Origin of the sequence: Comamonas aquatilis, from assembly GCF_965139575.1 — a bacterium.
Taxonomy (GTDB): domain Bacteria; phylum Pseudomonadota; class Gammaproteobacteria; order Burkholderiales; family Burkholderiaceae_C; genus Comamonas; species Comamonas aquatilis.
The window spans coordinates 210,519-237,475 of sequence record NZ_CBCSIW010000003.1; the positions used below are offsets into that span (position 1 = coordinate 210,519).

The following is a 26,957-nucleotide window of genomic DNA, read 5'->3' on the forward strand; positions in this document are numbered from 1 at the left end:
CTGTGTGAGGGCAGCCGAGCAAGGGCCGCCCCGCAGCAAGGCTGCGTCCCCCTCCCGCAAAGCGAGAGAGGGGGAAGCCGCAAAGCGGCTCAGGGGGTGTTCGCCGCTTAGAACCTGAAGTTAGCCGTCAGACGTGCCGAGCGCGAAATGCCGGGGAAGTAGCGGTAGCCGCTCTTGTTGATGGCTGCCACATAGCTCTTGTCAAACAGGTTGTAGACGTTCAGCTGAATGTCCAGGTTCTTGTTGACGCGGTAGCTGGCCATGGCGTCCACCACCCAGTACGACTCGGTGAAGTTGGGCGTGCCCACGGCACCGTCCGTGCCGCGCTTCAGGCCGCCGGAGTAGCGTGCACCGCCACCGATCGTCAGGCCAAAGGGCAACTGGTACGTGCTCCACAGGCTGAAGGCGTTCTTGGGGGTGTAGGTCAGGCCGCTGCTGGCATCGGCCGCCACATTGGCGCCGTTGGCCACCTTGGTGTTTTGCACGGTGTAGCCGGCGCTCATGCCCCAGGCCTTGTTGATCTGGCCGATCACGCCCAGCTCCAGGCCTTGCACGGTCTTCTTGCCGGTCTGGTTCACGCTGCCGTCGGGGTTGGTCACGATTTCATTGGTGACTTCGGTGCGGAACAGTGCGCCGGTCAGCAGCAGGTTCTTGTCCAGCAGCTCCCACTTGGTTCCGATTTCGGCGGTCTTGGCCTTTTGCGGATCCATATTGGGGTTGGCCGAGTTATTGGCCACGGCAGACAGCGTGAAGTTGTTGCCGCCCGGTGGCTGTTGCGACAGGGCGTAGTTCAGGTACACGCTGCCGTTCGGTGCAGGCTTGTACAGCAGGCCGGCCTTCCAGCTCAGCAGATTGCCGGTCTTGGACAGACCGTCCGAAGTGGTGCGCACCACGGTGCCTACAGGATTGCTGCCGCAAGGCTGGGTGGTGGAAGTCGCCGTGCAGACGGCGCTGGCGTTGTAGGAAGACTTGTAGTGATCCCAGCGCAGACCCACATTGGCCTGCCATTGCTCGTTGAACTTGAGCGTGTCGAAGGCATACAGGGCTACCGTGTCTGTCGTGCCCTTGCTGTCCGCGCCGTTGCGCAGATAGGCAGGCAGATAGATGCTGGAGTCGGGGTTGTACACGCTGACACGGGGCACGACGCCGGCGGTGGCCAGGCCGTAATTGGTCTGTTCCTCGCGCGTCAGTTCCAGGCCGGTGCTCAGATCATGGCGTACCGTGCCGGTGGCAAAGCTGGTGTTCAGATTGGTCTGGTTGGTCAGGATGCGGTTGACCTGATCCTTGGTATTGATGTTGCGCGCCATGCTCCAGGTAGAGGGATCATTCGCGTTGGGTGTCTGGATGCTGTTGGTGCCGGTGCCCGCCGCCATGAAGGCCGTCAGAAGATAGTCCTGCTTGGTCTGGCCCCAGCGCGTGGTGTTGCGCAGCTTGGTGGTGGCAGAGAAATCATGCTCCACGCGCAGCGTGGCCATGTCGGCCGTCACGTTGTCGCGGTCGGAGGCCGTGCCGTAGAAGTTCTTGCTGTTGACGCGCGACGCACCGGTGAGGTAAGGGCGATTGACGGGATCTGGCGAGCTATAGCCGGGCATGCCCATGGTCAGCACGCCGCCATCGGGCACATTGTCTTGCTTGACGTGCAGCAGGTTCACAAACACGCGGGTGGGAGAGTTCAGGCCAAAGGCGAACGAGGGTGCAATGCCCCAGCGGTCGTTGGCCACGCGGTCGCGACCGGCCACGCCGGAGTCTTGCACCATGGCATTCAGGCGCACGGCCGTGCCGGTTTCTGCATTGATGACGCGGTTCAGGTCCACATTGCCGCGCTTGTAGCTGGCCGAGCCAAAGCCCAGGGAGCCGCCAAAGCTGTTGGTCAGATTGGCCTGCTTGCTCACCAGATTGATAGCGCCGGTGGGGGCGCTGCGGCCGTAGTCGGTACCGGCCGGACCCTTGGTGACTTCGATCTGCTCGATATTGAACATATCGCGCGAGATGGCGCCTATGTCGCGCACGCCATCCACATAAATGCTGCTGGAGCTGTCAAAGCCGCGCATGTACACCGCGTCGCCCGTGCTGGTGTTGCCGTTCTCGCCCGCGTAGAAGGTGCCGACGCCGGGCACGTTGCGCAGTGCTTCGGTTAGTGTGGTGGCGCCTTGTTCCTGCAGCAGCTGCTCCTTGATGACGGAGACGGTCTGCGTGGTGTTGACCAGGGGCTGGGTGAACTTGGGTGAGGAAATCGTGCCCGGCGTGTAGCCCGTATCGGCAGCGCTTTCGACCTTCACTTCCTTGAGAACGGGAGCGGTGTCTGTGGACTGGGCATGGGCCGGAAGGCCCAGGGCCGCCAGAGCGGTGGCCGCCGCCAGCAGGCTGACGGGTGATTTCAGGCCCGCCTGGGTATGTTTACGGCTTTGAATATATGTGTTGGGTTTCGCCATGATGAAGACTTGGGTGAAGACTGCTGGCTGGCGAGGAATATCTTTTTGCTTGCCTCCGGAAAGTGTGCAGACGCTTTCGGTGCAGGTCATAGTCCATGGCTGGCTGAGGCCGTACGCGGATACGGAACGCTGCGAATGATAATGATTCCTACTTGTTTCTTTGCAAATATTTACCATGGCTTCATGGGTTGTTGCTGCACTGCAACAAGTGAGCGTTCATGTTGCCCATAAGGTTGCTATCAAATGCGCAGCGGCAAGCGTAAGTGCTTACTAGTTGATCATCGTTTTTCAGTTGATTTGCGGTCTTGTCAAGGCTGCTGAAATTCTTTATCGCGTTGTCTGGCATCGTCGCCTGCCAGTTGCAACAAGGCCAGCAACTGGGCTTGCTGAGGCTCTGGGCAGTCCTGCAGCAAATCCCTGGCCACGCCGTCGCGCAGCTGGCGCAGCTGGGCGTACAGCGCCTGGCCTTGCTCGCTCAGCTGCAGGCAGCGCACACGCTTGTCGCTCTCGCTGGCCGTGCGCAGCAGCCAGCCTTTTTCCTCTAGCTGGGCCAGGGTGCGCGCCATCTGCGCCTTGTCGGCATGGCTGTGTTCCACCATGTCCTTTTGCGTCAGGCCCGGGCGTCGGCCCGTGTGGACCAGCACGCGAATCTCGTTGAAGGTCAGCTCCGGGTGTACGGATTCCATGGATTTGCGCATGCGCGCACGAAACAGGCGAACCAGTTCATGCAGCGCGTCAAACACGTCGGCAGACAAGGATGAATTCATGGTGTGGGAATTTATTGTTGACAAAGTCAACTTAATCTTGGATATTTAGTGGACTTTATCAACAAACTCACTCCTATGTCCACCAACGAGACAAACAGCGCCCTCGCCAGCCATGGCACAGACTTCGTGATGCAGCGCGTGCGCCATCCTTTCCGTTCCCGCCATGTGCAAGTGCTGGCGCGCGAGCAGACTAGCCCCGGCTTTATTCGTCTGACCTTGGGAGGTCCTGAGCTGGAAGGCTTTGTCAGTGCCGGTTTTGACGATCACACCAAGCTCATCCTGCCGCAGGCCGGATTGGAAAAACCCAACTTGCCCCAAATCGTCGACGGCCGCCCACATGTGGAGGGCGAGCGCCCCACCATGCGCGACTACACGCCGCTGTACTTTGATGCCGCCCGCAACACGCTACAGCTGGAGTTTGCCGTCCACGGCACCGGCCCGGCGGTGGAATGGGCGCAAAACGCTCCCGTGGGCCAGTGGCTGGGCCTGGCCGGCCCGCGCGGCAGTCTGGTGATTGCGGCGGACCTGCCCTGGCATGTGCTGCTGGGCGACGAAACCGCCATGCCCGCCATTGAGCGCCGCCTGGCCGAACTGCCCGCAGGCAGCCGCGCCATTGTGCGCGTGCAACTGGCTAATGCCGCCGATCAGCGTGCCTGGAGCAGCCAGGCCGCACTGGATTTGCAATGGGTGGCTTCGCTGGCTGATGCCGTGGATGCGCTGGAGCTGCCCCAGGGCGAAGGCTTTGTCTGGGCGGCGGGCGAGAACCGCGCCATGGCCGATCTGCGCAAGCGCATGCTGAGCAAGCCCGGCGCCAATCCCAAGCGCATGCGCATTGCTTCGTACTGGAAACAAGGGGAGTCCGGGCATCACGAGGAACTGGGCGCAGGCAACTGAGTGCGCGGCAGGTTTCCTCAGAGCTGCCGCCTCCCTCTAGTTGCCGCCACGGTCTAGGTGTAAAACGGCTGCAACTCAATCAATAAAAGCGCTTGCTGCTATTTAATTATGAATCAGGCGTTATGCAGAATCTGGCGATTCTCTGCCAGCGTCTGTACGTGGGCTGCGCCGCTGGCGACCAGGCTTTCCACCAGCGATTGCTGCCATTGCTGCAGGGTCTGAACGCCAAAATAGCGGCGATGCAGCATGCCGAAATAAGCGGTGTTCTGCAGCCAGGTCTGCAGATCGTCCAGATCAATGCTTTGCCACTCCAGCAGCTTGTATTTGAGCAACACCTTGGCGGCATAGCTGGCATGGCGCTCGGGTGATTGCACAAAGCCATCCAGACGTTTGCGGGCCAGCGCCAGCGCCGCCTCCACGCCGGTGAATACGCTGCCGTGACCGGGAACGATGTTCAAGGGCTGCAGCTGCTCGATCACATCCAGCGTGGCCGCCACCTCGTCGAAAGCTGCAATCCCTTCGATTTCGGGAAAGACTACGCCAAAGCCGTTTTCCCAGAGCGCGTCGGCCGAGATCAGCGTGCGGCTGGCGGGCTCGAACAACACGATGGAATGCGGATCATGTCCGGGCGCGGCGTGGATCTGCCAATCCAGGCCCGAGAGCCGCACCGTGTGGCCCGGCTGCAGCACGCCGCTGATGGCAAAGCGCGGGCATTCCTGGCCCGTGGGCTGGTAGCTCAGTGCCGCCTCATCCCAGTCATGAACCTGGACCGCTTGTCCGGGCGCTATGAAAGTCCGCACTTGTGGATAAGCGGCCTGCAGCGCCGCATTGCCGCCGCAATGATCACTGTGCAAATGGGTGTTGAGAATGCGGGCCAGCGGCTGGCCTTGCAAAGTGGCGGCCACCAGGTCCACGGTTTGCTGTGCATGGGCCACATAGCCCGTGTCCACCACCGCAGCCCCTTCCATATCGCCGGGCTGGGCCGCGAACACGATGTTGTTGGCCGAAAGCCAGCCGCGCTCCAGCACGGTGATGCCTGCAGGCAGAGAGATAGGGCTTGGGTGCATGGGACTTGTCTCGCATCTCTTGTGTCTTGTTTGGCGCAAGACTAGCAGAGCGCCGGCCAACACCGTGTCGCGGGCGGGTGCAGGCGCATGGCCCGATCTTTTCCAGAGCTTTCGCAGGGATATGTCATGCCCTCGTATCGGATGGCAACATTCAAATAAAATTGAGAACGATTCTCAGTAATGTTGCTGAAAGCTCTACGGAAATCATGAGTCATGGCTGGTGCGCAAGCTAGTTCCTCTTCGCTTTTACATACGCTTTATAGCGACCACCATGGATGGTTGGTGCATTGGCTGCACCGGCGTGTGCATTGCGTGCAGGAAGCATCGGATCTGGCACAGGACACGTTTGTGCGCCTTCTCAAACAGTGCCCGCCAGAGCTGCAGGAGCCGCGAGCTTTTCTTGCCACCGTGGCGCGCAGCGTGCTCATCGACCATTGCCGACGCATGTCGCTGGAGCGTGCCTATCTGGAGACTCTGGCGCTGATGCCCGAGCCGGTGAGCCCTTCGCCCGAGGAGCGCGCCATGGTGTTGCAGGCCCTGGAGCAGATTGATCGCATGTTGGACGGCCTGGGTGCCCGCGCACGCAGTGCCTTTTTGTTGGCTCAGCTCGACGGGCTGACCTACAAGGAGGTGGCCGCACGCCTGGGTGTGTCCCTGAGCTCCGTCGAAAAATACATGGCGACGGCTTTTGCCCACTGCTATCGCATCGTTTATCTGGATGCTGTGGCATGAGCGGCTTTGCCCGTGAGCCTTCGCCCGCCGTCGTTCAGCAGGCGATTGCATGGATGGTGCGGCTTCAGTCCGGCAGTGCCTCGCCAACTGCCTGGGATGAGTGCCTGCGCTGGAGAGAGGCCGCGCCCGAGCATGCCCTGGCCTGGGAGCGGTTGCAGGGCATTCAAGGCCGTTTCGCCTCCATGCCGCCCGTGCCGGCAGCCCTGGCGCAGCAAACCATGGATGCAGCCCGCAAGCACATGGGGCGACGCAAGGCCATGGGACTGTTGGCTGTTGCCATGGGCACGGGATGTACGGCGTTGTTGCTGCGCCAGCCTTGGTCCGACAGCGCCTTGCTTGCCGATTTGCGTACCGGTGTGGGCGAAGTGCGCCGCGTGGTGCTTGCCGATGGCTCTGTGCTGCTGATGGATACCGCTACGGCGGTGGATCTGCGCTTTGATGAGAACGAGCGCCGCCTGGTCTTGCTCAAGGGGCGGATCGCTCTGAGTTCGGGTACTGATGCCGGTGCGCAGCATTACAGGCCTTTGATGGTGCAGACGACGCATGGCCGGGTGCGAGCGCTGGGAACCCGGTTTCAAACCCATCTTCAGGAAGACGGTACCCGGGTACAGGTGCAAAGCGATGCGGTCGAGCTGCGGCCCCATGGTTCTGCCGAAGTACGAGTTCTGCGCCAGGGCCAACAAGCCTGGTTTGATACCAGCCAGGTTTATGAGCTGCAGGACAGTGATGGCGATGGCGACGCCTGGACGGATGGCGTGCTGGTGGCGCGCAGCATGCCGCTGTCGGTGTTTGTGGCGCAACTGGGGCGCTACCGCTTCGGTCATCTCGCTTGCGATGAGCGTGTGGCGCAGCTGCGCATTTCCGGAGTGTTCAGCTTGAAGGACACCGAGCGCAGCCTGGACTTGCTGCAAAAAACCTGGCCCATAGAGCTGCGCCGACGCACGCGCTACTGGGTCACGCTGATGCCGCGCGGCTGACTTGGTACGCCTCGGTACAGCTGACATCAAAAATTTTTATAAAAGCATTACGGGTTTGGCGAATTGCTTCGTCCTTGTTGACAGTAGCGCCTCAAAACAGACTTGTCGTTCGGTCGGTCTGATGCGGCGGCTTTCATGAAAGGACTTGTCAATGCCCTCCCGTCGCTTGCCGCGCATGCGTGCTCCTGCCCATTGGCGCCCCACCGTGCTCGCCATGGCTGCTGCTGCCGTCAGCCTGGCTTCGGGCACGCTGCTGCCGCTGGTCGCGAATGCCCAGCCTGCCACCCAAGCTTCCGACAAGGCCTTGCGCTCGTTCTCGATTCCGGCTGCATCCGTGGAGACTGCGCTGAACCAGCTGGCTCGCGAGGCGCAGATCATGATTGCCTACGACCCCGAACTGGTTCAGGGCAAGCAAAGCCGCGGTTTCAAGGGCGTGGCCACGATCCAAGGCGTGCTGGATTCGCTGCTGGAGAGTCATCCTCTGCAAGCGCAAAGCGAAGGGCAGGGCGCATGGCGCATCCGATCGGCTCCGGCACGCGTGCTGAAAAATCCAGACGGTGTTCGAGCCCAAGCACAGGAGCGCAACATGGGCGAGGTGACCGTGGTTGCCAAAAAGGATGCCCGCCAGCAGGTGTTTGAAACGGCCGGTTCGGTGGCTGTGGTCACACGCGAAGAGATAGACCGGCTGCCGCCGCGCAACACCGCCGATGTGCTTGCCGAGGTGCCCGGGGTGTACACCTCGCAAAGCCGCATGGACCCTGGCGTTTCGGTGAATATCCGAGGCATGCAGGACTTTGGCCGCGTCAACGTGATGATTGACGGCACGCGCCAGAACTACCAGCAAAGCGGCCACGGTTCCAATGGCTCGGTGTACCTGGATCCGGAAATGCTGGGCGGCGTGGACATCTCCAAAGGTCCGACCTCGACGGCGGGCGGTGCGGGAATGATTGCCGGGGTCGTCAACTTTCGCACGTTGGAGGCCGACGATCTGGTCAAGGACGGCCAGACTCGCGGGGCACGCCTGAACCTGTCCAGCGGCAGCAACGGCTATCACTTTGCCGGCAGTGCGGCCTTGGGTCTCAAGCCCAGCGAAGACCTCGATATGGTGATGCTGGTCAGCCGAAAAAAAGTGGGCGAATTTGAAAAAGGGCGACGTGAATCGGCTTCGAGTCAAAGGGATGGGAGCTCCCATGGCGTGAGCCAGCTGACTTCCCAGGATCAGACCTCGGTCCTGCTCAAGAGCACCTGGCGCTTTGCGCCCGAACAGCAGATCAAGTTCAGCTATATCGGCATGGATGCCAAGTTCGGCGAGAAGCCTCAGTCGGCCAGCGGCGGCGGCATTCTTAATCATGTACGCACCGACACCTTGCTGGCCAACTATGCCTGGAATCCGTCTGAAAACGCCTTGGTGGATCTCAAGTCCAGCCTCTACTACACCCGCACGCGCAATCAGGCCCACCGCTACGCGGGCGGCACGTTGGACCCCTATGCCTACGACCTGCAATACCAGACCAGCACCGTGGGCGGCACGCTGGAGAACACATCACGTCTGCAATGGGGAGCGAAGAATGCGGCCCTGGTCAAGACCGGGGCGGAGTTCTTCCATGACTGGACCGATCCGCAGGCACAGGCTTTGTCCGTGGGCGCAGATGCGGGAACGACGGCTTTGTATTCGGGCTCTACCCCCAAAGGCAAGCGCACCGTGGCTAGCCTGTTTGGTGAAGTCAACTGGATGCACAGCGACTGGCTGGAGCTGACCGGCGGCTTGCGTTACGACTGGTATGGCATGCAGGGCGATGGACGCATGCGTGTGGGATCTCTCATCAATCCTCCGGGCGTGCGCCCGCCTTCCACGGCCTTGTACACACGCTTCAAGGCTGACCGCAACGATGGCGCTTTTGCACCTCGCCTAGCACTGGCGCTCAAGCCTATAGAGGCCGTGCAGCTTTTTGCTAGCGTAGGACGCGGCATGCGTCCGCCGGCGTTGACGGAAGCGCTGATGTGGGGTCAACACACGGGCAGCCTCTTCCCTTACTACCCCAATCCGGATTTGCGCGCCGAGCGTTCGCGCAACTGGGAGGTGGGGGCCAACGGCATGTTTGACGACGTTCTCAGTAAAGGCGACAAGCTGCGCGTGAAGGTGGCCTGGTTCAATAACAAGGTCAATGACTATGTGACCCTGGCGCGCATCATGTCGCCCATAGATACTGCCGGTGGCGGCCTGCTGGGGCCGTACGCCTATGTGAATCTGCAGGACCCGTTCCGCAGCAAAGGCCTGGAGCTGCAGGGCGACTATGACAACGGTCGCGTTTTCGGTAGCCTCAACTACACCCACATGCTCGTCAATACCGGCAAAGGCGGGTATGACTCCTTTCCCTTGGGCAGCCTGACGGGCTACCCCAACAACAATCTGGGCCAGGCAGGCGATGCCAACATCTGGTATGTGCTGCCGCCCAACAAAACCGCAAGCCTGAGCGCAGGCGTGCGATTGCTCGACAAAAAGCTCACGCTGGGCGGTCGCATGCGTTTTCAGTCGCCCAGCACCAATAGCAGTGTCTGGACGGCACAGGGCGAACGCTACAACCAGAAGTCCTGGCGCCTGTTCGACCTGTGGGCCAGTTACGAGATTTCCTCGAACGCCATCTTGCGTCTCGCCATCAACAACCTGCGCGACCTGAACTACTCCGAAATGCAGGGCGGCAGCTACTTCATCGGCCCGGGCCGCACGGCCACCGCCACCTTGTCCATCCAGTTCTGAGTCGCGGTGCGTGTCTGCGCCTGCTGTCGTTCGAACCCATCCATCGCTTCCTGGAGGTCCGCTTGCTGTCCTTTTCAATTTCCCACGGCTCGCCCTGGCATTGGGGTGCCGCTGCATGTGTTGCAGCGAGTGCGCTGTGCACCACTTTGCCGGCCATGGCCCAAACCAAGGTCGGCGACGTCAAGCTGACCACGCTAACCTCGCTGCGACCAGCAGGGGATGACGTGACCACGCCCGACGGCACGATTGGATGGCCTGGTGCGCGCTTTCCCTCCTCGCCGCCCTTGTATGCGGTGCGACCCGGTTCGAGTGCCGGTTATCTGTTTGGTGGCTTCAACGGTGGCGGGCCATCGGTTCTGTCCACACAGATGTACACCGCGTTCGGCATGTACACCATGCGGGCCGGGGTCTCGGTCTACGAGCGCGTGGCCTATAACGCAGACAACGATCTGCATGGGCGTATTTCGGGCACACCTGTGAGAGCGTCCGATGGCAGTCTCTATGCGGTGATGACGACCATCAACGGCGAGAAAAACGCCGGCAAGAACAAGCCCAGCGATATCTCCTATTCCCCAGCCGTGGGCCAGGGCGTCATTGTCCGCACCGACTACGACGGTGCCAATTCCGCTCCGGTGCAGGCTACGCGCGGCCAGCTGTACTCGCCCAACGGCGCACTGGTCATGGACGCGCAAGACAATCTGTACGGCATCGACAAAGGGCCCAAGGGGCAGGGGCGGATTTTCAAGCTCAACATCGCTTCCGGCAGCGTGATCACGTTGCACGAGTTTGCCGTCGGCCCCTCGGGCATGCGCCAGACCGCAAACGACCTGATCCTGGGCAAGGATGGCGTGTTGTACGGCGTGACTGCATACAACCGCGGACTGCCGTTGGCACCTTCGACTCCGACCGCCACGACCACGCCGACGGGAACGCTCTACCGCATCAATGCGGCCGATGGCTCGGGCTTTGCCGTGCTGCACACCTTCACGCTGGCCGAAGGCGAAATCAACATCCATGACAACGCCAACAGCGAAGGCTTTGTGCTCTATCCCAGCGGAATTCCGTACGAAGCGGGAGTGACGGCGGGTGGCGATGTGACCAACCGGACCATGGGCTCCGGGCAGGAGCACAGCCTGTCTTCGCTGATCGATGGCGGCGACGGCTATTTGTACGGCGGGACCTCGGTAGGGGACTGCTATGTACATGCCAACAGCACCATCACCGGTACCTGGATCAAGAGCGTCTCGCGCGACAACCCGTCCTGCGGATCGCGCAAATGGGCGCCTAGCGCCACCCTGAGCTACGTCAAGGATCTGCCCTACTATGACGGGCCCAAGCCGTATGGCGCGCTGTATCGCATTGCCAAGGCCGGCGGGCCTTTGCAGATCATCCATACCTTCAGCAATATCGACGGCGCCACACCGCGTGGTCCGATGGCGCTTGGGGCCGATGGTGCCATCTACGGCACGACCATGTCCGGCGGTGCCAATCTGTGCGCGCCGTCCAGTGCTGCGGCCAATTCCGAAGTCGGCTGCGGTGCGATCTACCGCATCCGGCCGACAAGCATGGTGGTGAATGGCGATGGTCAGGTGACGCAGAGCGGATTCGAGCTGGTGCACTCCTTCTCCGGCAAGGACGGTCGCAAGCCGGTGGGTGTGCGTGCCGGTGGCGATGGGCGCTTGTATGGCGCGACGGCAATGGGTGGCCACTACCTGAACAGTGCGGGGCTTACCGTGGCCACCGACTTCGGCACCGTCTTCCAGCTGGCTGTGGATTCGGCCGAGACCCCCAGCGCCGATGCCAGCCTGGTGGCCAGTGCCGGAGAGATCAAGGCCGGTGAAACCGTTTCCTTGACCTGGATCACCAACAACGCCAAGCAGTGCTCGGCTGCATCGACGGCAGGCGATTGGGTGGGCTCCGTGCCCGCGCAAGGCAGCGTCGAACTGCGCCCGGCCCGAGGCACTTACCGCTACACCCTGACCTGCGATGTGGCAGGAGGGGCCAGCGGCGCTCAAGTATCCGCCTCCACGGTGGTCTATGTCAGCACCCCGGCAACCGCTGAAGACGGCAATCAGGTGTCCTACGGCAATGGCGGCGGCGGGCCTTTGGCTTTGTGGCTTTTGGCCCCCTTGGCGGGCTTGGCGGTGTACCGCCGTCGCACACAGCGCTGCGCAGCACGCAACTCCCAGGCGCTCGGATGAGCGTGTCCTTTTTTCATCTTTTTACACCAGGAAGGTCAATGGCCATGAATTCAATCCAACCCGCTCTGCGGCGTGTTGCACGTGTCGCATTTCCCGCTCTGGCACTGGCTCTATCCTTGGCGCATGCCGTGGCTCAGACGCTGCCAGCCGCCTTCAAGCCCACGGTGCTGCACAAGTTTGGTGGCGAGAACAAGGGAGGTGCCAAGCCGGCCGTACCGCCGGTGCTGGCTGCTGATGGTCGTCTCTATGGCCACACCTTCCTAGGTGCCTCGCCGAGTGCTGGTGCGTTCTGGGGGCAGGGCACGGTCTATGGCCTCGACACCACGGGCGCCAACCACCGCTTCGAACTGCTGGGCAGCATCTACCAGGGGTCGACTCCGCTGGTGCCCACGGCCGATGGCGGCTTTCTTGTGGCTGGCAATGGTGCCGTTCCCCCGGGGGGAAATTTCTGGGAGACTGCGGCTGCAGTCTTCAGTATCAAGGGCGGCAAGGCTGTGGCGCTGCCCGCGCCCAGCTTCAAGCCCTTGGGTAGTATGGCGCTCGATACTGCCGGCAATCTCTACATGGGTCCGGGCGAATCGGCATCGTTCTGCAACACGGGTACGGCAAACAACACGCTATGGCGCATGAATGTCGACAAGACCTATTCCAAGGTGGTCGACTTCTGCCAGTACATGCAGGCACAGGGCAGCAACCAGTTGCATCCCAAGGGCGGAGCGCCCGTCGCCAGCGTCTGGAGCTATACCGACCAGGCGCTCTATGTGCTGACCGGCGTTTCGGCCTTGGGCGTTTATGACAGCGCACTGGCCACCGACTACCAGGGCCGTTCGGTCGGCACGCTGGTCAAGCTGAGCAAGGCGGCCATCGAGGAAGGTGTTGCCGATAACGGCACGCTCGATGCATCCAAGGTCGAGCTGTTGCACACCTTCATGCGTGCGCGCGACGGCGAGCCCACTGCCAAGGGGCAGCGCATCGTCGGCATGATCGAGGTTGGCGAATGGCTCTACGGCACGACGCAATTCAACGCGCCCACTGCGGGCAGCACGATGGACAACCGTTACGGCGGAACGATCTGGCGTGTGAAGAAGTCCGACCCCAAGAGCTTCGCCGTGGTGCACTACTTCCGCGGCAGCGACACCGTGGCGAAAGATGGCACGGCACTGGCCGACGGCAGCGCACCGTCCGGCCCGCTGGTGCTGGCCGCAGACGGCAATATCTACGGCACAACGGCCACTGATGGCTCGACCATGAGCAAGCCCGCAACTGGCCTGGCTACTCCCTATGGCGCGGGCACGCTGTACCGTATCAAGGTCGGAGCCGCTGCCGATCACGCCGACGACAGCTACGAAGTTCTACACCGTTTCGACATGGGTAGCGAAGGCGGAACTCTGACCGGTCTGAGCGCGGGCGCGGTCGCAGGCGGTGTGCAGAAGCTCTATGGCGCGGCCAACGTCGGTGGTGACGGTCAGCCAGTGACGACGACGACCGCGCCCGGCAACGGCACGATCTTCTCCATAGATGTGCCATTGCCCATTGCGGCATTCAGCCAGGCGCTGACGGCCTCTGTGACGACGGCTGCCGTGGGCTCCACTATTGAGCTGAGCTGGGCTACCAGCCAGGCGAGCAGCTGCAGCGCCAGCGGCGCCTGGAGTGGTGCGCAGCAAACCAGCGGCAGCAAGGTGCCCGTGGTGCTGGCAGCCGAGGGGGAGAACAGCTACACCCTGACTTGCAGCAGCCAGAACGACGGCCAGCCCGTGACTAGCAAAGTCAGCGTGCAGGCCACGGCCGTGACAAAGCCGGAAACGGGAACAGGAAATACCGGCAATGACGGCGGCAGCAATGGCGGCGGTGGCGGGCCGTTGAGCGCGCTGTTGCTGGCGCCACTGGCCGCTCTGGCCTGGGCACGCCGCCGCACATCGCAGCCGTCGCAGACCTGAGGCGACGTAGATCTGCCCAGCGCTTGCCTTGCCGGTTGCATAGAGCTGCAATGGTTTTGGGGGCGCTTCATCGATGGAATGGAAGCAAGGAAATCATATGAATGCTCAAACCGACCTGGTGAGTGGATCCAGACTGTCTCAACGGCTCAAGACCGAGACGGTGCAGCAGCATGAGCGCATGCACGAGTTGATGGCGCAGGGCAACCCGTTTGCGGACCTTGGCAGCTATGCACGCTTTGTGGCGGCTCAGTATCTGTTTCAACGCGATGTGGAGTATTTGTTTCATGACGCCGCCGTGAAGAAGGCGGTTCCCGATCTGGAGGCGCGCGGGCGTGAAGAGGCTTCTCTGGCGGACCTTGCCGATCTGGGTGCTGCAGTGCCTCAAAGCGCGCTGGCCAGTGAAGGCGTTGGCATGCCCGAGGCCTTGGGCTGGCTCTATGTGTCGGAAGGCTCGACCTTGGGAGCGGCTTTTCTGTTCAAGGAGGCCAGGGAACGATTGGGCCTGTCCGAAACTTTTGGTGCTCGCAATTTGGCGGCCTACCCGCAGGGCAGAGCCATGGCCTGGCGCGCATTTGTGGCGTCGCTGGATGCGCCGGTGCTCAGCGATACGGCGACGCAAGACCGGGTGATCGCCGGAGCCAACGCGGCCTATGACCGTTTTGGCAGCTTGCTAGAGCAGCACTTTCCTTCTCCTGCCGAAAGCCGGGTTGCCGGTCTCAGCGAAGCCCATGAAGCAGCACTCTAGACCATAGCTGGCATGCGATGGCGCAGTACTGAGATGGCAAAGCCTGCAATAGCCGGTGCACCCTGGCGCTGGGCTCTGGCGGGTGCCCTGGTTGGCGGGCTGCTGTGTCTGCTGGTGTTTTTTCCTGCGCGCTGGATTGCCGGTACCGTTGCGTCTGCGAGCGGGCGGCACGTCTTGCTGCAGGACGCGCGCGGCTCGATATGGAAGGGATCTGCGGTGCTGGTTCTGGCGGGCGGGGCAGGTAGTCGGGACGCCCAGGCATTGCCGGGACGGTTGGGCTGGCAACTGCATGCTGGACGCAGCGCTGCGGTACCAGGCACTCAAGGCCGCGGCTGGGGTATGGGTGTCAGTGTGGAGCATGCCTGCTGCCAGAAGCAGCGGCTACAGCTGTTCTGGCTGCCTTTTCAGCAGCGGTTTCAGCTGTCGGCTCTGGATTGGCAATTACCGGCCCAGGTTCTTGCGGGCTTGGGTACGCCCTGGAATACCTTGAGCTTGGAAGGCCGTATTCAGCTGTCTTCGTCTTTTCTTCAATGGTCAAGAAGCCTGGATGCGGCGTCCATGCGCGGCAGCCTGGAGCTGAAGGCTTTGTCGCTTTCGTCTCGGCTCTCCACCCTGCGCCCTTTGGGCAGCTATCGCATGATCCTAGATGCTCAGGGCGCACAATCTGGAACGGGTCTGGGGTTTGAACTGGACACATTGCAAGGTGCATTGCGCTTGAGCGGAAAAGGCCAGCAGCTTGCGGGTCATTGGCGCTTTCAGGGGCAGGCTCAGGCAGAACCTGGGCAAGATGCGGCGCTGGCCAATATATTGAACCTAATAGGAAACCGTGGCGGAGATATTGCGTGGAGCATCGTGCGCCCTCAGCTTCCTTGACTCATGACAGATCCTTCTTCCTCGCCCGAAACGTCATCCGCAGAAAAAGCTGCCAGTCCACGGCCTCTGTCTCTGCCTTTGCGCTGCCTTTTGATGGCGTTTGCCGTGCTGTGCGTGGTGCTGGGCTTGATTGGTGCCGTGGTGCCCGGTATGCCCACAACCGTCTTTATCCTGATGGCGGCATGGGCTGCAATGCGCAGCTCGCCAAGACTGCATGGCTGGCTTTATGCCCATTCCACGTTTGGCCCCATATTGCGCAACTGGGATGAGGGAGGGCAGGTGAGTCGCCGTGTCAAATGGACTGCAAGCGTCAGTATGCTGTTCAGCTCTGCGCTGATTTTTCATCTGTCCGAAAAACCATGGCTGACCGGTTTGGCACTGGCTGTCATGGCCTGTGTGCTGGTTTGGCTATGGCTGAGGCCCGAGCCCGAGGCATGAAGCCCAGGCCCGGTCCTTCGGCGCTGTGGCCGCGCGCGCTGGTGCTGTGTTTGTTGATGGCTGTGTTGCAGGCTTTGCCACTGTCTTGGCGAGAGCTGCTGCGCTATGAGGTACAGGCTCTGGCGTTAGGGCAATGGTGGAGGATGCTGACGGCCCACTGGGTGCATCTGAGCTGGGCTCACCTGGCAATCAATGCCTGCGGCCTGTTGTTGTGTTGCTCGCTGGCGGATGCCACGTGGACGGCGCGGCGATTGCTCATGCGCATGACAGTGCTTGGTGCGCTGGTCTCACTGTTGCTGTGGGCCATTTCGCCCCAGGTCAATGACTATGTTGGTCTGTCCGGCGTGCTTTACGGATTGATTGTCTGGATGCTCCTGCCCCCGGTGCTGCTGCATCGCGATGGCATGGCCGCCATGGTGCTGCTTGTTGTCATGGGCTGGCTGGGCTGGCAGTCCTGGGTCGGCCCCGATTTGCGCGAGCAAAGGCTGATCGGTGGGTACATCGTCACCCAGGCGCACTGGTTTGGCGTTCTTGGCGGCATCTTGGGTGTGCTGACAGGCTGTAGCCGTCAGTTGCGTGGCCGTGAATTGACGCAACAGTCTTCAGCCGGTGCTCCACCGGATGAAACTCAGGTGAAGTAAAAACAAAAAGCCTCTTGAATCGTTGATTCAAGAGGCTTTTATTTGGTGCGCGATACATGGATCGAACATGTGACCCCTGCCGTGTGAAGGCAGTGCTCTACCGCTGAGCTAATCGCGCAAAAATGGTGGGTGATACATGGATCGAACATGTGACCCCTGCCGTGTGAAGGCAGTGCTCTACCGCTGAGCTAATCACCCGAAGAACGCTATTCTAGCAGCATTATTTTTGACCTTTGGGGAAAATCGCGTTTTTTCTCAAAAAGCCGAATTCAGGGCTTGTCGCGCAGCTCGCGTCTCAGGATCTTGCCCACATTGGTCTTGGGCAGCTCGTCACGGAATTCGATGAAGCGGGGGCGCTTGTAACCCGTGAGCTGCTCCTGGCAGTAGCGCATGACCCGGTCTTCGGTGAGGGACGGATCGCTGCGCACCACATAGACCTTGATGGATTCGCCCTGGTGCTCATCCTTCACGCCCACGGCCGCGCATTCCAGCACGCCGGGGCACAAGGAGATCACGTTCTCCAGCTCGTTGGGATAAACGTTGAAGCCGCTGACCACCATCATGTCTTTCTTGCGGTCAATGATGCGGGTATAGCCTTCGTCATCGAGCACGCCTATATCGCCGGTACGCATATAGCCGTCGGCCGTGAAGGCCTTGGTCGTTTCCACCGGCTGGTTGTAGTAGCCGCGCATGACATTCGGCCCCTTGATGCACAGCTCTCCTGACTCGCCTATGGGCAGGCTGTTGCCCTCGTCATCCTTGATGGCCACGGAAATGCCGGGCAGAGGCAGACCTATGGTGGCGCTGAAGTGATCGTTGGTCACCGGATTGTTGGTACCTATGGCGCAAGTCTCGCTCATGCCCCAGCCTTCGATCATGGCGCTGCCGGTGACCTGCTGCCACTGCCGGGCCGTGCCTTCCGATGCGGCCATGCCGCCGGCCTGCGAAATGCGCAGCTGCGAGAAATCGAGCTGGCGGAACTGCGCATTGTTGAGCAGCGCGTTGAACAAGGTGTTGACGGCCGGCAGTATGTGGTAGGGGCGCTTTCCCAGTACTTTCACAAACTTGGGAATGTCGCGCGGGTTGGGTACCAGGCTCAGGCTGGCGCCCAGCCGCATGGCAAACAGACAGACGGTGAGCGCAAAGATGTGATAGAGCGGCAGCGCGGCAATGATGTGGGTTTCGTTGCCCTTGACCTTGCCGTCGAGTGCCGGCGTGAACCAGGCATGGGCCTGCAATGCCGCCGCCACGATGTTGCGGTGAGTGAGCACCGCACCTTTGGACAGGCCTGTGGTGCCGCCCGTGTACTGCAGAAAGGCCACGGAATCCAGGGTGGCGGTGCTGGGCTTGAGCGTGCGCTGCGCTCCCTGGGCAAGTGCCTGCTTGAACGGGGTCACCTGTCGGCTGCTAGGGCCGCTGCCCAAAGGGAGGTCAAATGCCGGCACCATCTTGGCCAGATTGCGCACGGCAAAGGTGATCCAGCTGCCGAACGCACCGCCCAGCTGGTCGCCCATGGCGCTCAGGCAGATGTGGCGTATGGAGGTGCGTTCCAGCACATCGGCCAGGGTGTGGGCAAAGTTTTCCAGAATGATGATGGCCGTGGCACCCGAGTCCTTGAGCTGATGCTCCAGCTCGCGCGCCGTGTAGAGCGGGTTCACGTTCACGCAGGTGAAGCCTGCGCGCAGAACGCCGGCCATGCTCACGGCAAACTGTGGAATATTGGGCAGCATGATGGCCACGCGGGCATCAGGCTCCAGGCCCAGGCTTTGCAGCCAGGCTCCCATCTGGTTGGAGAGCTGGTTGAGCTCGCCATAGCTCATCCAGCGGTCCATGCAGACAGAGAATGGACGCTCTGCATGCTGGGTAAAAGAGTCTTCCAGCAAGTGCACCAGGGAGCGGTACTGCTCCGGATGCACCTCATGAGGCACATTGGGTGGATAGTTCTTGAGCCACGGTGCTGCGTCCATAAAGATCCCTGGTTAAGCCACCCGGCCTGAATCACCGCTTGGCTGATTGCATACAAAGAGATAGCAAGAGAGCCCTGAATTTGCGTGCTGCCCCTGTGGATGCAGCTGTTGCGCAGATTCTGTCAGGGAGTTTTTCAGGGTCTACCGGGGCTTGTCCTAGGGACTGCTGCCTGGGCGACTCTCTGGTAGCGTGCGAGCAGGAGATGGAATCTGTGAACGCAAGAATCTGGCAAGCCGTCGTACTTTGCAACGCCATGCTGGCTCTGGGATGGAGTCTCCGGTGCTGGCCGCACTCGCCAGTCTTGGCGCTGGCGGGTTTTGTCTGGCCGTTCGTGGTCGTGGCGCTGCACCTGGGCTCGCAAATGCTGCTGATGCGCCGTGTCTGCGCACAGCGCGGCCTGCTTGTGCCACCCGCTGTGGTGCTGGTGCGCGCCTGGGCGAATGAGTGGCTTTTGTCGCTGCAGGTGTTTGGCTGGCGCATGCCGTTCAGGGTACAGGCTGAAGCCGATGGTTGGAGTTGCGGACCGCAGCAGCCGGTCGGTCTGGTGCTGGTGCATGGCTATTTTTGCAACCGCGCCGTCTGGGCTCCGTGGCTGCGCAAGCTCAAGAAGCAGGGGATTGCCTGCACCGCCGTGACGCTGGAGCCAGCGCAGGGTGCGCCCATGGATGCCATGGTGGCCGATCTGGCGGCCGGCGTGCAGCGCATGGTGAAGGCCACCGGCCGAGCGCCGCTGATTGTTGCGCACAGCATGGGTGGCTTGGTGGTGCGGGCCTGGCTCAATACCTTGACTGCCGAGCAGCAAGCGGCCCAGGCCGCCCATGTGATCACGGTGGCGACTCCGCATCGGGGCGCATGGCTGGCCCGCTTTGCCCGTCGCTTGCCGGCACGCGATATGCACGAGGGCAGTGACTGGATCGACAGGCAGGGCTGGCCGCCGGACGTTGTGCGCTTTAGCTGCTGGGCCAGCCGCAGCGACAACATTGTTTTTCCGCCTGATCTGGCCCTGCTGCCAGGTGCCGAGCAGCATCTGTTGGAAGATGTTGCCCATATGCAGCTGCTATTTGACGAGCGGCTGTGGAGAGCTTGCCTGCAAACCCATGCGCAGCTGTGTCTGCAGGAGGCTGTTTAAACAGGATCTGACTTGGTCTGCACTTCCGAAATAGGAGCGGCTGCCGCAACCGGATCGCGGATCAGGTGGATATCGGTGGCAGACACCAGGGCAATGCCTTGCTCGGCGGTCTGCTTGAGCAATTCGAACAGCAGATCGCTGCGTGTGCCGTAGACATTGCGCGGGCTGGAGACATGGCCAAAGCTGGTGATGTTCACCACGCTGCCGTTGATGGAGTCCACATACATGGCGGGGACGGGGTTCTCCAGCACGGCTTCGTGTGCCGCATAAATGCCCAGAACAATGGACTTCAGGCGCACGATGTCAGTGCTCAAAGGCACGGAAAATGCCATGGAGATGCGGCCCAGCGCGCCGTCCATGGTCAGGTTCTGCACGGACTTGGTGATCAGCTCGGAGTTGGGCACGATGAGCGTGGACTTGTCATCGGTCTGAATCTCGGTGGCGCGCACGCTGATGCGGCGAATATCGCCCACTTGGTCGCCGATTCGCACGCGGTCGCCGATTTTCACGGGGCGCTCGGCCAGCAAGATGAGGCCGGAGACAAAGTTCTGCGTAATCGCCTGCAGACCAAAACCGATACCCACGGACAGTGCACTTGCCACCAGAGCCAGTTTTTCAAAGCCTATGCCCAGGGCAGCCAGCGTCCAGAGCACGGCCAGCGTGATGCCCACATAGCGGGCCACGGTGCTGATGGAGTTGCGTGCGCCTATGTCAAGCTCGGTCCTGGGCAGGTAGGTTTCCACCAGCCAGTGCTGCAAGGTGCTGAAGATGGTCCAGCCGATCACGGCCACGACGATGGCACGTACCACGGCAAAAGGCTTGAGCACGGTGCCGCCTATGGTCAAGCCTTGGGCCACGGAGTCGCCCATGCTCAGCAAGCTGCTGGAGTTGCCAAACGGTGCAGTCAGTGCTGCAAGGCCGACCAGCAGCAGTGCCACACGCACCAGGGCAGAGAGCAGCACGCCGGCTTGCTCCACACGTGCGGCGCGAATGCCCGTGCCCTGGGCGATGGCGCGTCCGCTGCGGCTCTCCGCCGAAAGCAGCCAGGTAAAGAAGTCATCGGCAAACTTCATGAAAAGCGTGGTGGCCAGTACCACCACGGTGATCCACACCATTTGCGTGGCCACGAACACCGAGAAGTTCAGATAGCCCAGCAGCGCTGCAATCAGGGCGGCCAGCACCGTGATGTGACCGCCCAGCCAGGCCAGCATCAGCCAGCCGCCACGCTGCACGGGGTGACCGGATTCGGTGTTCTGCGCTTTTTCCTCTGCCATGGCGTTGTGCCGCTGGCGCTGCTTTTTGAGGGTGACCAGCACCGTCGCGATGAGGGCCACATAGGTCAGGGCAATCAGTCCATCCAGGGCTACCGTGGTCACGGCACTGGTACGTGCCGCAATGCTCAGGGCATTGAGCAGCATGGCAAACCAGGTCATAAAGGCTGCACCCCAGGCAAAGCGGGTCAGGGCGGGTGCGGCAACATCGTCGATGTTGAGCAGTCGCCATGAGGGGTGTTTGGGGGTCAGCATGCAGGCGCTGACGGAGAGGAAGAAGGCCGCCACAAACGAGGATTTGATCCAGGCGTCCGCCACGCTTTCCAGGCGCGGTGCAATGGCATCAATGGAGCGCAGGCATTCGATGAACACCAGACTGGCCAGACCGGGCAGCAGCGTGCCGACCAGCAGCAACCATACGGCCAGGCCGGTGCGGCGCAAACGGGCGTCCGGTGCTTTTTCCGACATCGCAAACTGACGCCCGGCATGGCGCAGCCACATGCGCAGAGGAAACATCAGCACCAGGGCACCCAGCAGGCCCAGCAATGGCGTGGACCAACCCTGTTTTTCGATGGCCGCAGCGAAGCTGGTCTGACCCTGGCGGTACAGGCCGGCGACGCGCTGCAGGTCCACGGGCACATGTTCGGCAAACTGTTTCCATAGCGAGGGAGACAAGGGGGAGGCGACCTTGCGGGCAATTTGCGCATTGAACTGCTGGGTGCGCATTTTCTCTATGGAGTCCGAGGTCTGCTGCGCTTCTATGGACAACAGCTTGCCGCGTTTGATGGAGGAGTCCAGATCGCTGCGCAACGCGTCCAGCTCCTTGCGCTGTACGCGAATTTCGCTGTCCTCCACCACTCCCTCGGCCACCGGGCCCAGCTGTGCAATGCGGGCGTCCAGTTGTTTGAGCAAGGGCTCCAGCGCCGTCACGGCAGCATCAGCATCGCGCTTGGTCTTGAGTGATTTTTCCGAAAGCGCCTGCAGTGTCTCGGGCGCATCTGCATCATCCAGCGATTTGCGGATCTGCTCCATGGCGGCGACAGCGCTGCTGATTTTTTCGGAGGGCTCGGTCTGAGCTTCGGCCAGCAAAGAGGGTTCGGCCGCGAAGGCCATGCCGATACAGAGATGCAGCGCCAGAAACCAGCGCAGCAAGCGGGTAAGGCTTTGGTGCATGTGACAAATAGAAGTGAGCGCCTGATGGCGCGGCCACAGCCACTATAGGGTGTGTGAGGCCGTCAGGGTTTCAATCTGTAGCACAGCGCCATGCGCTGCGTAGTTGCAATGGCGGCGGCTTGCGGTAAAAGCTATTTATTTGATAGCTTTATGCGCTTTATTCATAGCCACTAGAGCCGAATTTTGCTTGAGTTCCATCGCCAGCGCCGGGTGCGCGGCTCAGACCGGAATCAATTGCTCGCCCGCTAGCAGTTGCTTGGCGCCTATGGTGGGTTGCTGGCGCAGCTGTGCATACAGCGGGGCAAAGTCGGCGTTGGCCAGGTCCAGCAACTGCTGCATGTCGTCGATGACGAAATAGGTCTGCTGGTAGGTGTCGATCTTGTAGAGCGTGCGCATGGCGCGTTCCAGCTCCAGTGGCAGGCGATGGGGCTCGGGGCTGGTCACGCTGTAGTTCAGCTCGCCGGCCGAACTCAGAATGCCGGCGCCATAGGCGCGCACGCCGCCGCTTTCACGAATCAGCCCGAATTCGATGGTGTACCAGTACAGGCGCGAGAGCATCTCGCAAGCGCCCAGCTCGGCCGCTTTCAGCCCGCCCTGGCCGTAGGCCTGAACGAAGTCGGCAATCACCGGGTTGAAGAGCAGGGGGATATGGCCGAACAAGTCGTGAAAGATGTCGGGCTCGACGATGTACTCGAATTCCTCCGGGCGTCGAATCCAGTCCGTGACCGGGAACTTGCGCTGGGCCAGCAGCGAGAAGAACGGCACTTCGGGAATCAAGCCGGGCACGCCCACGATCTCCCAGCCCGTGGCCTTGTACAGCCGCTCGTTGACTTCCTCAAAGCGCGGAATGCGCTCCTTGGCGCCCAGCGCCGGCAGGGCGTCAATGAAGTGCTGGCTGGCCAGGCCGGGCAGCAGCGCACTCTGGCGTTCGTACAGGCGGTGATAAGTGGCGTGATCTGCCTCGGTGTAGGCCGCGTAATCCTGCGCACAGGTGTAGTCTTCTTTGGCGCGGCTGTAATCGCCGCGCGGCGGGCGGTCGGACTGGCCATAAACCACGGGTGCTTGTCCCATCATGTTCTCCTGATGCATTCACAAACCGGCCAAGCCGCTCGCTCGCTGCAAGGGCTCAGCTGGCCTTGATCTTGGTTGCGCTAATCAAAAACTGAAATTTCCGGTTTTCGCGTTTCACAAAGTCTGCGAATTCCTGCAGACGCATATCTTCCGGGGCAATGCCCATCTTGCGGTACTGGTCCTTGTATTTGGGGTCGGCCAGTGCGGCCTGAAAAGCCCTTGCATAGTTCTGCGCATCCTTGTCGGGCAGGCTGACGGGGGCAAACACGCCAAACCAGGTCGCCACGTCAAAGCCGGGAACCGCTTCGTTCATGCTGGGCACGTCGCGCAGCGCGATATTGCGATCCGGCGTGGTGACCGACAGGGCCAGCAGCTCGCCCGACTGGATCAACGGAAGAGCCGAGGCCAGGTTGTCGAACACCAGATCCACCTCGCCGCCGAGCAAGGCTTTTTGTGCCGCCGACGCCCCGGCGTATTGCTGGTTGACCATGCGCAGATTGGCCAGCGCCTTGAGCATCTCACCGGCAATATGGCCCACGCTGCCGTTGCCGGCCGAGCCCATCTTCAGGCCGTTGGGATTGGCCTTGAGAAAGGCCACCAGATTGGCCGTGGTCTGCAGCTTCAATTCCGTGGCTCTGGCCTTGGTCAGCACCAGCACGTTGGGAACTCTCGCCACCAGAATCAGCGGCTTGAAATCTTTTTGTGCGTCATAGGGCAGGGGCGTGCCCAGATGGGGCAGGATGGCGTGAGTCGCCACGGCGCCCATGACCACCAAATTGTCCTGAGGCTTGGCCTTGGCAATCAGATCGACACCCGTCGCCCCGCCGGCGCCGGGCTTGTTGGCCACCGTGATGGCCCCCAGCGCCTGCTGTGCGCCCTGGGCGAGCAAGTGCGCGGAGATATCCAGCGGCCCACCGGCCGGGTAGGGCACCACGAAGGACAGGGGGCGGCTGGCGTTTTGCGCCAGGGCGGCAAAAGCCGATCCACACAGCAGGGCGGCGAGTACGAGAGAGCGTTTCACAATGGTTTCCGGTTTGTCTGCCGTTGTCTGGCGCTCGGGAGTATAGAAAGCCTGGCTGCCGTGCCAATCCAGTTCAGGAAAGAAATCCCGCCCTGTGGCGCTGGGGCTCTGGCTTACAGTACGCCGCGGCGCATCTGGTCCAACTCCATGGTCTCGAACAAGGCTTTGAAGTTGCCCTCACCAAAGCCGCTATTGCCCTTGCGCTGAATGAACTCGAAGAAGATGGGGCCCAGCTGGTTTTCGCTGAAGATCTGCAGCAGCAACTCGTCGGGCTGGCCGTCCACCAGGATGTTGCGCGCCATCAGTTCGCTGATGGGCTCCTTGAGCTCGGGAATGCGCTTGGGTAGCAGCTCGTAATAGGTTTCGCTGGTGCTGAGCAGCTTGATGCCGTTCAGCTGCAGGCCGTCCACGGTGTCGTACAGATTGGTCGATCCCAGGGCGATGTGCTGAATGCCTTCGCCCTTGTACATGTCCAGATATTCCTGAATCTGGCCAGCCTTGTCATTGCCTTCCTCGTTGATGGGGATACGGATCTTGCCGCAGGGGCTGGTCATGGCCTTGCTCTTGACGCCGGTGGACTGGCCTTCGATGTCGAAATAGCGGATTTCACGGAAATTGAAGATGCGCTCGTAGAACTCGGCCAGCTCCGCCATGCGGCCACGATAGACGTTGTTGGTCAGGTGGTCGATATAGGTCAGGCCCAGGCCTGCGGGGTGCAGGTCGGCGCCGGGCAGTGGCTCGAAGTCCACATCGAAGAAGCTGATGTTGCCCAGCTCGCCATCCTTGGCACCGTTCTTGCCGCGCCATTTGTCGATGAAATAGATCAGTGAATCGCCGATGCCTTTGATAGCAGGAATGTTCAGCTCGCCAGGTGCGGCGTGCTGGGCATAGCCCCAGGCTCCGAGGGAGATGGCGCGCTCATAGGCAAACTTGGCATCGTCCACACGCACGGCAATGGCGCAGACGCTGGGGCCGTGCAGGCGGGCAAAGCGCTGGGCAAAGCTGTCCGGCTCGGCGTTGATGATGAAGTTGATCTCGCCTTGGCGGTACAGGGTCACATTCTTGCGGCGGTGCTTGGCCACGGCACTGAAGCCCATGCGTTCGAACAACTCGCCCATGGCCACCGGATCGGGGGCGGCGTACTCGACGAATTCAAAGCCGTCCGTGCCCATGGGGTTGTCCCAGGTCTGGAAGCCGGTGGTGTTGTCTTTTTGCAGAGGGGCGTTCATAGAGTTCTCCAGCCAGTGAATGCACGACAGCCATGCCGTTCACACAGCGCCTCGTTTCAAGCGCGTGTCAACCGCTTCGAAAGCGTGTCGATGTTGTTCTCACTGTAGGACAGGCCCATGGCAGTGTTTTTGCAAATTCGAGGTGTGCAAAAGACGTTGTTTGCATGAAAATTGCGCAAAACTTTAATTTCTTGCAATTTAAATGGTTATCAAGGGTTAACCCGGAAGAAAAATTGCTTGCTTCTTATACTGCCCCGCCATGAACGTTACCCACACCATCGACAAACTGGACAAGGCGATTTTGCGCCGATTGCAGGCCAACGGCCGAGAAACCTATGACGTCATCGGGGAGCAGGTCGGCCTGTCGCCCAGTGCCGTGCTGCGCCGCGTCAAGCGGCTGGAGGAAGGCGGCGTCATCGACCGCTATGTGGCGCTGGTGCAGCCCGAATCCGTGGGTCTGGGCCTGACGGCTTACCTCAATGTGCGTTTGGAAAAATACACGGAAACCAGCAAGCGCAACCCTATGGACGTGTTTCGCGCCAGCGTTCAGACTTGGCCCGAAGTGGTGGAGTGCGTGTCCCTGACGGGAGAGATGGATTATCTGCTGCGCGTGGTGGTGGCCGACATGCAGCATTACAGCCGTTTCATCATGGATACGCTGCTCAAGCACCCCAGCGTGCAAGATTGCAAGACCAGCTTTGTAATGGACAGGGTCAAGGTGACAACGGCCGTGCCGCTATAGGTTTTTTACCTGCTTCATCTGGACCATGATCTAGTGCAAATACAGAGCTAAGGTGTTGAATTAACGCAAAATCCTTACGGAAATATTGCATTGCAGCATGGGGCTTGCCGATATTCGGGTTTGTACTTATATTTCTAGCTATGAACGATTCCAAAGACTGGTTGAAATCGCCCTGGCAGGCCGGCGCAAGCTGGCTGCGTGGCATGGGCAAGTCCCATGACGCCGAGCGTCGCTCGCCGTCCTTGGTTCCCATTCGTACGCTGAGTGAGCGCCACCGAGAGCGCGTAACCCTGCATTTGCTCAAGCTCGATGCAGGCGACCGCTATCTGCGCTTCGGCTATGCGGCCAGCGACGAGCAGGTACGCCGCTATGCTGAGCATCTGGATTTTTCGCGCGACGACATCTTCGGCATCTTCAATCGCCGTCTGGAGCTGATTGCGATGGCGCACCTGGCGTTTGCCGGTCACCCAGAGCATGAGAAATGCGCGGAGTTTGGCGTTTCGGTGCTCAAGACCGCCCGCGGCAAGGGGCTGGGCTCAAGGCTGTTTGACCGCGCCGTGCTGCACGCCCGTACCAAGGATGTGTCGATGATGTTCATTCATGCACTGTCCGAGAACACGGCCATGCTCAAGATTGCACGTAAGGCCGGTGCCACCGTCAAGCGCGACGGCTCGGAATCCGAAGCCTATCTGGAGCTGCCTCCTGCCGGGCTGGACACCCATGTCAGCACCTTGATGACCGAGCACCTCGGCGAGGTGGATTACCAGCTCAAAAAGCAGGCCAACAACTTCTGGGCTTTTCTTGCCGGCGTGCAGGAAGTGCGCAAAGGTGTGCAGGAAGGCCGGCACAAGTCCGCAGAGTGATAACGGCTTGATTGGCTTGTAGCGCTTT

Annotated in this window: 21 protein-coding genes and 2 tRNA genes; 13 read left to right on the forward strand and 10 right to left on the reverse strand. The window is 61.2% G+C overall.

Annotation, left to right across the window (positions count from 1 at the left end):
• Positions 1–107: 107 nt before the first annotated feature.
• Entirely contained in the window at positions 108–2,432 is a 2,325-nt protein-coding gene (locus ACNAZA_RS06035; protein ID WP_415795566.1) for a catecholate siderophore receptor Fiu, read from the reverse strand.
• A gap of 308 nt (positions 2,433–2,740) precedes the next feature.
• On the reverse strand, positions 2,741–3,199 hold the full coding sequence (locus tag ACNAZA_RS06040; RefSeq protein WP_415795567.1) for a MarR family winged helix-turn-helix transcriptional regulator: 459 nt from the start codon (positions 3,197–3,199) through the stop codon (positions 2,741–2,743).
• 75 nt (positions 3,200–3,274) lie between these two features.
• Here ACNAZA_RS06040 and ACNAZA_RS06045 point away from each other — a divergent pair, with 75 nt between their 5' ends.
• Complete coding sequence (locus ACNAZA_RS06045) at positions 3,275–4,093, forward strand: siderophore-interacting protein (protein ID WP_415795753.1); 819 nt, start codon at positions 3,275–3,277, stop codon at positions 4,091–4,093.
• Between the two features lie 113 nt (positions 4,094–4,206).
• On the opposite strand, the gene ACNAZA_RS06050 is transcribed toward ACNAZA_RS06045, so the two are convergent.
• Positions 4,207–5,160 carry an MBL fold metallo-hydrolase gene (locus ACNAZA_RS06050; RefSeq protein WP_415795568.1) on the reverse strand — a complete coding sequence of 318 codons (954 nt, stop codon included), beginning with the start codon at positions 5,158–5,160 and terminating at the stop codon, positions 4,207–4,209.
• A gap of 213 nt (positions 5,161–5,373) precedes the next feature.
• Between ACNAZA_RS06050 and ACNAZA_RS06055 the strand changes: the two genes are divergently transcribed.
• The 9 genes from ACNAZA_RS06055 (at position 5,374) to rrtA (ending at position 16,462) form a co-directional block, all read left to right on the forward strand.
• Positions 5,374–5,892 (forward strand): sigma-70 family RNA polymerase sigma factor, encoded by a 519-nt coding sequence (locus ACNAZA_RS06055; protein WP_415795569.1) that lies wholly within the window; start codon positions 5,374–5,376, stop codon positions 5,890–5,892.
• A complete protein-coding gene (locus ACNAZA_RS06060; RefSeq protein ID WP_415795570.1) occupies positions 5,889–6,869 on the forward strand; it encodes a FecR domain-containing protein in 981 nt (326 codons plus the stop codon). Before ACNAZA_RS06055 ends, ACNAZA_RS06060 begins: the two co-directional genes overlap by 4 nt.
• Positions 6,870–7,020: 151 nt before the next feature.
• Positions 7,021–9,627, forward strand: a complete 2,607-nt coding sequence (locus ACNAZA_RS06065; RefSeq protein ID WP_415795571.1) for a TonB-dependent receptor — start codon at positions 7,021–7,023, stop codon at positions 9,625–9,627.
• A 155-nt stretch (positions 9,628–9,782) separates the two neighbouring features.
• Positions 9,783–11,828, forward strand: coding sequence for a choice-of-anchor tandem repeat GloVer-containing protein (locus tag ACNAZA_RS06070; RefSeq protein ID WP_415795572.1), 2,046 nt, complete (start codon positions 9,783–9,785; stop codon positions 11,826–11,828).
• A gap of 44 nt (positions 11,829–11,872) precedes the next feature.
• Positions 11,873–13,765: a hypothetical protein gene (locus tag ACNAZA_RS06075; RefSeq protein ID WP_415795573.1), complete on the forward strand. Its 1,893-nt coding sequence runs from the start codon at positions 11,873–11,875 to the stop codon at positions 13,763–13,765.
• 97 nt (positions 13,766–13,862) lie between these two features.
• A complete protein-coding gene (locus ACNAZA_RS06080; protein ID WP_415795574.1) occupies positions 13,863–14,510 on the forward strand; it encodes a biliverdin-producing heme oxygenase in 648 nt (215 codons plus the stop codon).
• A 33-nt stretch (positions 14,511–14,543) separates the two neighbouring features.
• Positions 14,544–15,383, forward strand: coding sequence for a type II secretion system protein N (gspN, locus tag ACNAZA_RS06085; RefSeq protein ID WP_415795575.1), 840 nt, complete (start codon positions 14,544–14,546; stop codon positions 15,381–15,383).
• 3 nt (positions 15,384–15,386) lie between these two features.
• Positions 15,387–15,821, forward strand: coding sequence for a YbaN family protein (locus tag ACNAZA_RS06090; RefSeq protein ID WP_415795576.1), 435 nt, complete (start codon positions 15,387–15,389; stop codon positions 15,819–15,821).
• Complete coding sequence (rrtA, locus tag ACNAZA_RS06095) at positions 15,794–16,462, forward strand: rhombosortase (protein ID WP_415795577.1); 669 nt, start codon at positions 15,794–15,796, stop codon at positions 16,460–16,462. The genes ACNAZA_RS06090 and rrtA overlap by 28 nt, the downstream gene beginning before the upstream one ends.
• A 43-nt stretch (positions 16,463–16,505) precedes the next feature.
• On the opposite strand, the gene ACNAZA_RS06100 is transcribed toward rrtA, so the two are convergent.
• The 3 genes from ACNAZA_RS06100 to ACNAZA_RS06110 all read right to left on the reverse strand — a co-directional run bounded on the left by ACNAZA_RS06100 (position 16,506) and on the right by ACNAZA_RS06110 (position 18,429).
• Positions 16,506–16,580: transfer RNA gene (locus ACNAZA_RS06100), tRNA-Val, on the reverse strand.
• A 5-nt stretch (positions 16,581–16,585) separates the two neighbouring features.
• Positions 16,586–16,660: transfer RNA gene (locus tag ACNAZA_RS06105), tRNA-Val, on the reverse strand.
• 71 nt (positions 16,661–16,731) lie between these two features.
• Positions 16,732–18,429, reverse strand: a complete 1,698-nt coding sequence (locus tag ACNAZA_RS06110) for an AMP-binding protein (protein ID WP_415795578.1) — start codon at positions 18,427–18,429, stop codon at positions 16,732–16,734.
• A gap of 212 nt (positions 18,430–18,641) precedes the next feature.
• Here ACNAZA_RS06110 and ACNAZA_RS06115 point away from each other — a divergent pair, with 212 nt between their 5' ends.
• A complete protein-coding gene (locus ACNAZA_RS06115) occupies positions 18,642–19,559 on the forward strand; it encodes an esterase/lipase family protein (protein WP_415795580.1) in 918 nt (305 codons plus the stop codon).
• Here the strand turns inward: ACNAZA_RS06115 and ACNAZA_RS06120 are convergent.
• From ACNAZA_RS06120 to hppD, 4 genes are all read right to left on the reverse strand, one after another.
• Positions 19,556–22,003 (reverse strand): DUF3772 domain-containing protein, encoded by a 2,448-nt coding sequence (locus tag ACNAZA_RS06120; RefSeq protein ID WP_415795581.1) that lies wholly within the window; start codon positions 22,001–22,003, stop codon positions 19,556–19,558. The two genes, ACNAZA_RS06115 and ACNAZA_RS06120, sit on opposite strands and share 4 nt — an antisense overlap.
• 219 nt (positions 22,004–22,222) lie before the next feature.
• On the reverse strand, positions 22,223–23,074 hold the full coding sequence (gene phhA, locus ACNAZA_RS06125) for a phenylalanine 4-monooxygenase (protein ID WP_415795754.1): 852 nt from the start codon (positions 23,072–23,074) through the stop codon (positions 22,223–22,225).
• A 55-nt stretch (positions 23,075–23,129) separates the two neighbouring features.
• The gene (locus tag ACNAZA_RS06130; protein WP_415795582.1) at positions 23,130–24,095 is read right to left on the reverse strand and encodes a Bug family tripartite tricarboxylate transporter substrate binding protein; all 966 of its coding nucleotides are present in this window, start codon (positions 24,093–24,095) and stop codon (positions 23,130–23,132) included.
• Positions 24,096–24,208: 113 nt separating this feature from the next.
• Positions 24,209–25,324 (reverse strand): 4-hydroxyphenylpyruvate dioxygenase, encoded by a 1,116-nt coding sequence (hppD, locus tag ACNAZA_RS06135; RefSeq protein ID WP_415795583.1) that lies wholly within the window; start codon positions 25,322–25,324, stop codon positions 24,209–24,211.
• 259 nt (positions 25,325–25,583) lie between these two features.
• Here hppD and ACNAZA_RS06140 point away from each other — a divergent pair, with 259 nt between their 5' ends.
• Together ACNAZA_RS06140 and ACNAZA_RS06145 are read left to right on the forward strand one after the other, a co-directional pair.
• Positions 25,584–26,066, forward strand: a complete 483-nt coding sequence (locus ACNAZA_RS06140; protein ID WP_120971605.1) for an Lrp/AsnC family transcriptional regulator — start codon at positions 25,584–25,586, stop codon at positions 26,064–26,066.
• 140 nt (positions 26,067–26,206) lie between these two features.
• Positions 26,207–26,929, forward strand: a complete 723-nt coding sequence (locus ACNAZA_RS06145) for a GNAT family N-acetyltransferase (protein WP_415795584.1) — start codon at positions 26,207–26,209, stop codon at positions 26,927–26,929.
• The last annotated feature ends 28 nt before the right edge of the window (positions 26,930–26,957 follow it).

Excerpts from the sequence above, each read along its gene's own strand:
- ACNAZA_RS06035 (WP_415795566.1), bottom strand. The coding sequence starts at position 2,432 with ATGGCGAAACCCAACACATATATTCAAAGCCGTAAACATACCCAGGCG.
- ACNAZA_RS06040 (WP_415795567.1), bottom strand. The coding sequence starts at position 3,199 with ATGAATTCATCCTTGTCTGCCGACGTGTTTGACGCGCTGCATGAACTG.
- ACNAZA_RS06045 (WP_415795753.1), top strand. The coding sequence starts at position 3,275 with ATGTCCACCAACGAGACAAACAGCGCCCTCGCCAGCCATGGCACAGAC.
- ACNAZA_RS06050 (WP_415795568.1), bottom strand. The coding sequence starts at position 5,160 with ATGCACCCAAGCCCTATCTCTCTGCCTGCAGGCATCACCGTGCTGGAG.
- ACNAZA_RS06055 (WP_415795569.1), top strand. The coding sequence starts at position 5,374 with ATGGCTGGTGCGCAAGCTAGTTCCTCTTCGCTTTTACATACGCTTTAT.
- ACNAZA_RS06060 (WP_415795570.1), top strand. The coding sequence starts at position 5,889 with ATGAGCGGCTTTGCCCGTGAGCCTTCGCCCGCCGTCGTTCAGCAGGCG.
- ACNAZA_RS06065 (WP_415795571.1), top strand. The coding sequence starts at position 7,021 with ATGCCCTCCCGTCGCTTGCCGCGCATGCGTGCTCCTGCCCATTGGCGC.
- ACNAZA_RS06070 (WP_415795572.1), top strand. The coding sequence starts at position 9,783 with ATGGCCCAAACCAAGGTCGGCGACGTCAAGCTGACCACGCTAACCTCG.
- ACNAZA_RS06075 (WP_415795573.1), top strand. The coding sequence starts at position 11,873 with ATGAATTCAATCCAACCCGCTCTGCGGCGTGTTGCACGTGTCGCATTT.
- ACNAZA_RS06080 (WP_415795574.1), top strand. The coding sequence starts at position 13,863 with ATGAATGCTCAAACCGACCTGGTGAGTGGATCCAGACTGTCTCAACGG.
- gspN (WP_415795575.1), top strand. The coding sequence starts at position 14,544 with ATGGCAAAGCCTGCAATAGCCGGTGCACCCTGGCGCTGGGCTCTGGCG.
- ACNAZA_RS06090 (WP_415795576.1), top strand. The coding sequence starts at position 15,387 with ATGACAGATCCTTCTTCCTCGCCCGAAACGTCATCCGCAGAAAAAGCT.
- rrtA (WP_415795577.1), top strand. The coding sequence starts at position 15,794 with ATGGCTGAGGCCCGAGCCCGAGGCATGAAGCCCAGGCCCGGTCCTTCG.
- ACNAZA_RS06110 (WP_415795578.1), bottom strand. The coding sequence starts at position 18,429 with ATGGACGCAGCACCGTGGCTCAAGAACTATCCACCCAATGTGCCTCAT.
- ACNAZA_RS06120 (WP_415795581.1), bottom strand. The coding sequence starts at position 22,003 with ATGCACCAAAGCCTTACCCGCTTGCTGCGCTGGTTTCTGGCGCTGCAT.
- phhA (WP_415795754.1), bottom strand. The coding sequence starts at position 23,074 with ATGGGACAAGCACCCGTGGTTTATGGCCAGTCCGACCGCCCGCCGCGC.
- hppD (WP_415795583.1), bottom strand. The coding sequence starts at position 25,324 with ATGAACGCCCCTCTGCAAAAAGACAACACCACCGGCTTCCAGACCTGG.
- ACNAZA_RS06140 (WP_120971605.1), top strand. The coding sequence starts at position 25,584 with ATGAACGTTACCCACACCATCGACAAACTGGACAAGGCGATTTTGCGC.
- ACNAZA_RS06145 (WP_415795584.1), top strand. The coding sequence starts at position 26,207 with ATGAACGATTCCAAAGACTGGTTGAAATCGCCCTGGCAGGCCGGCGCA.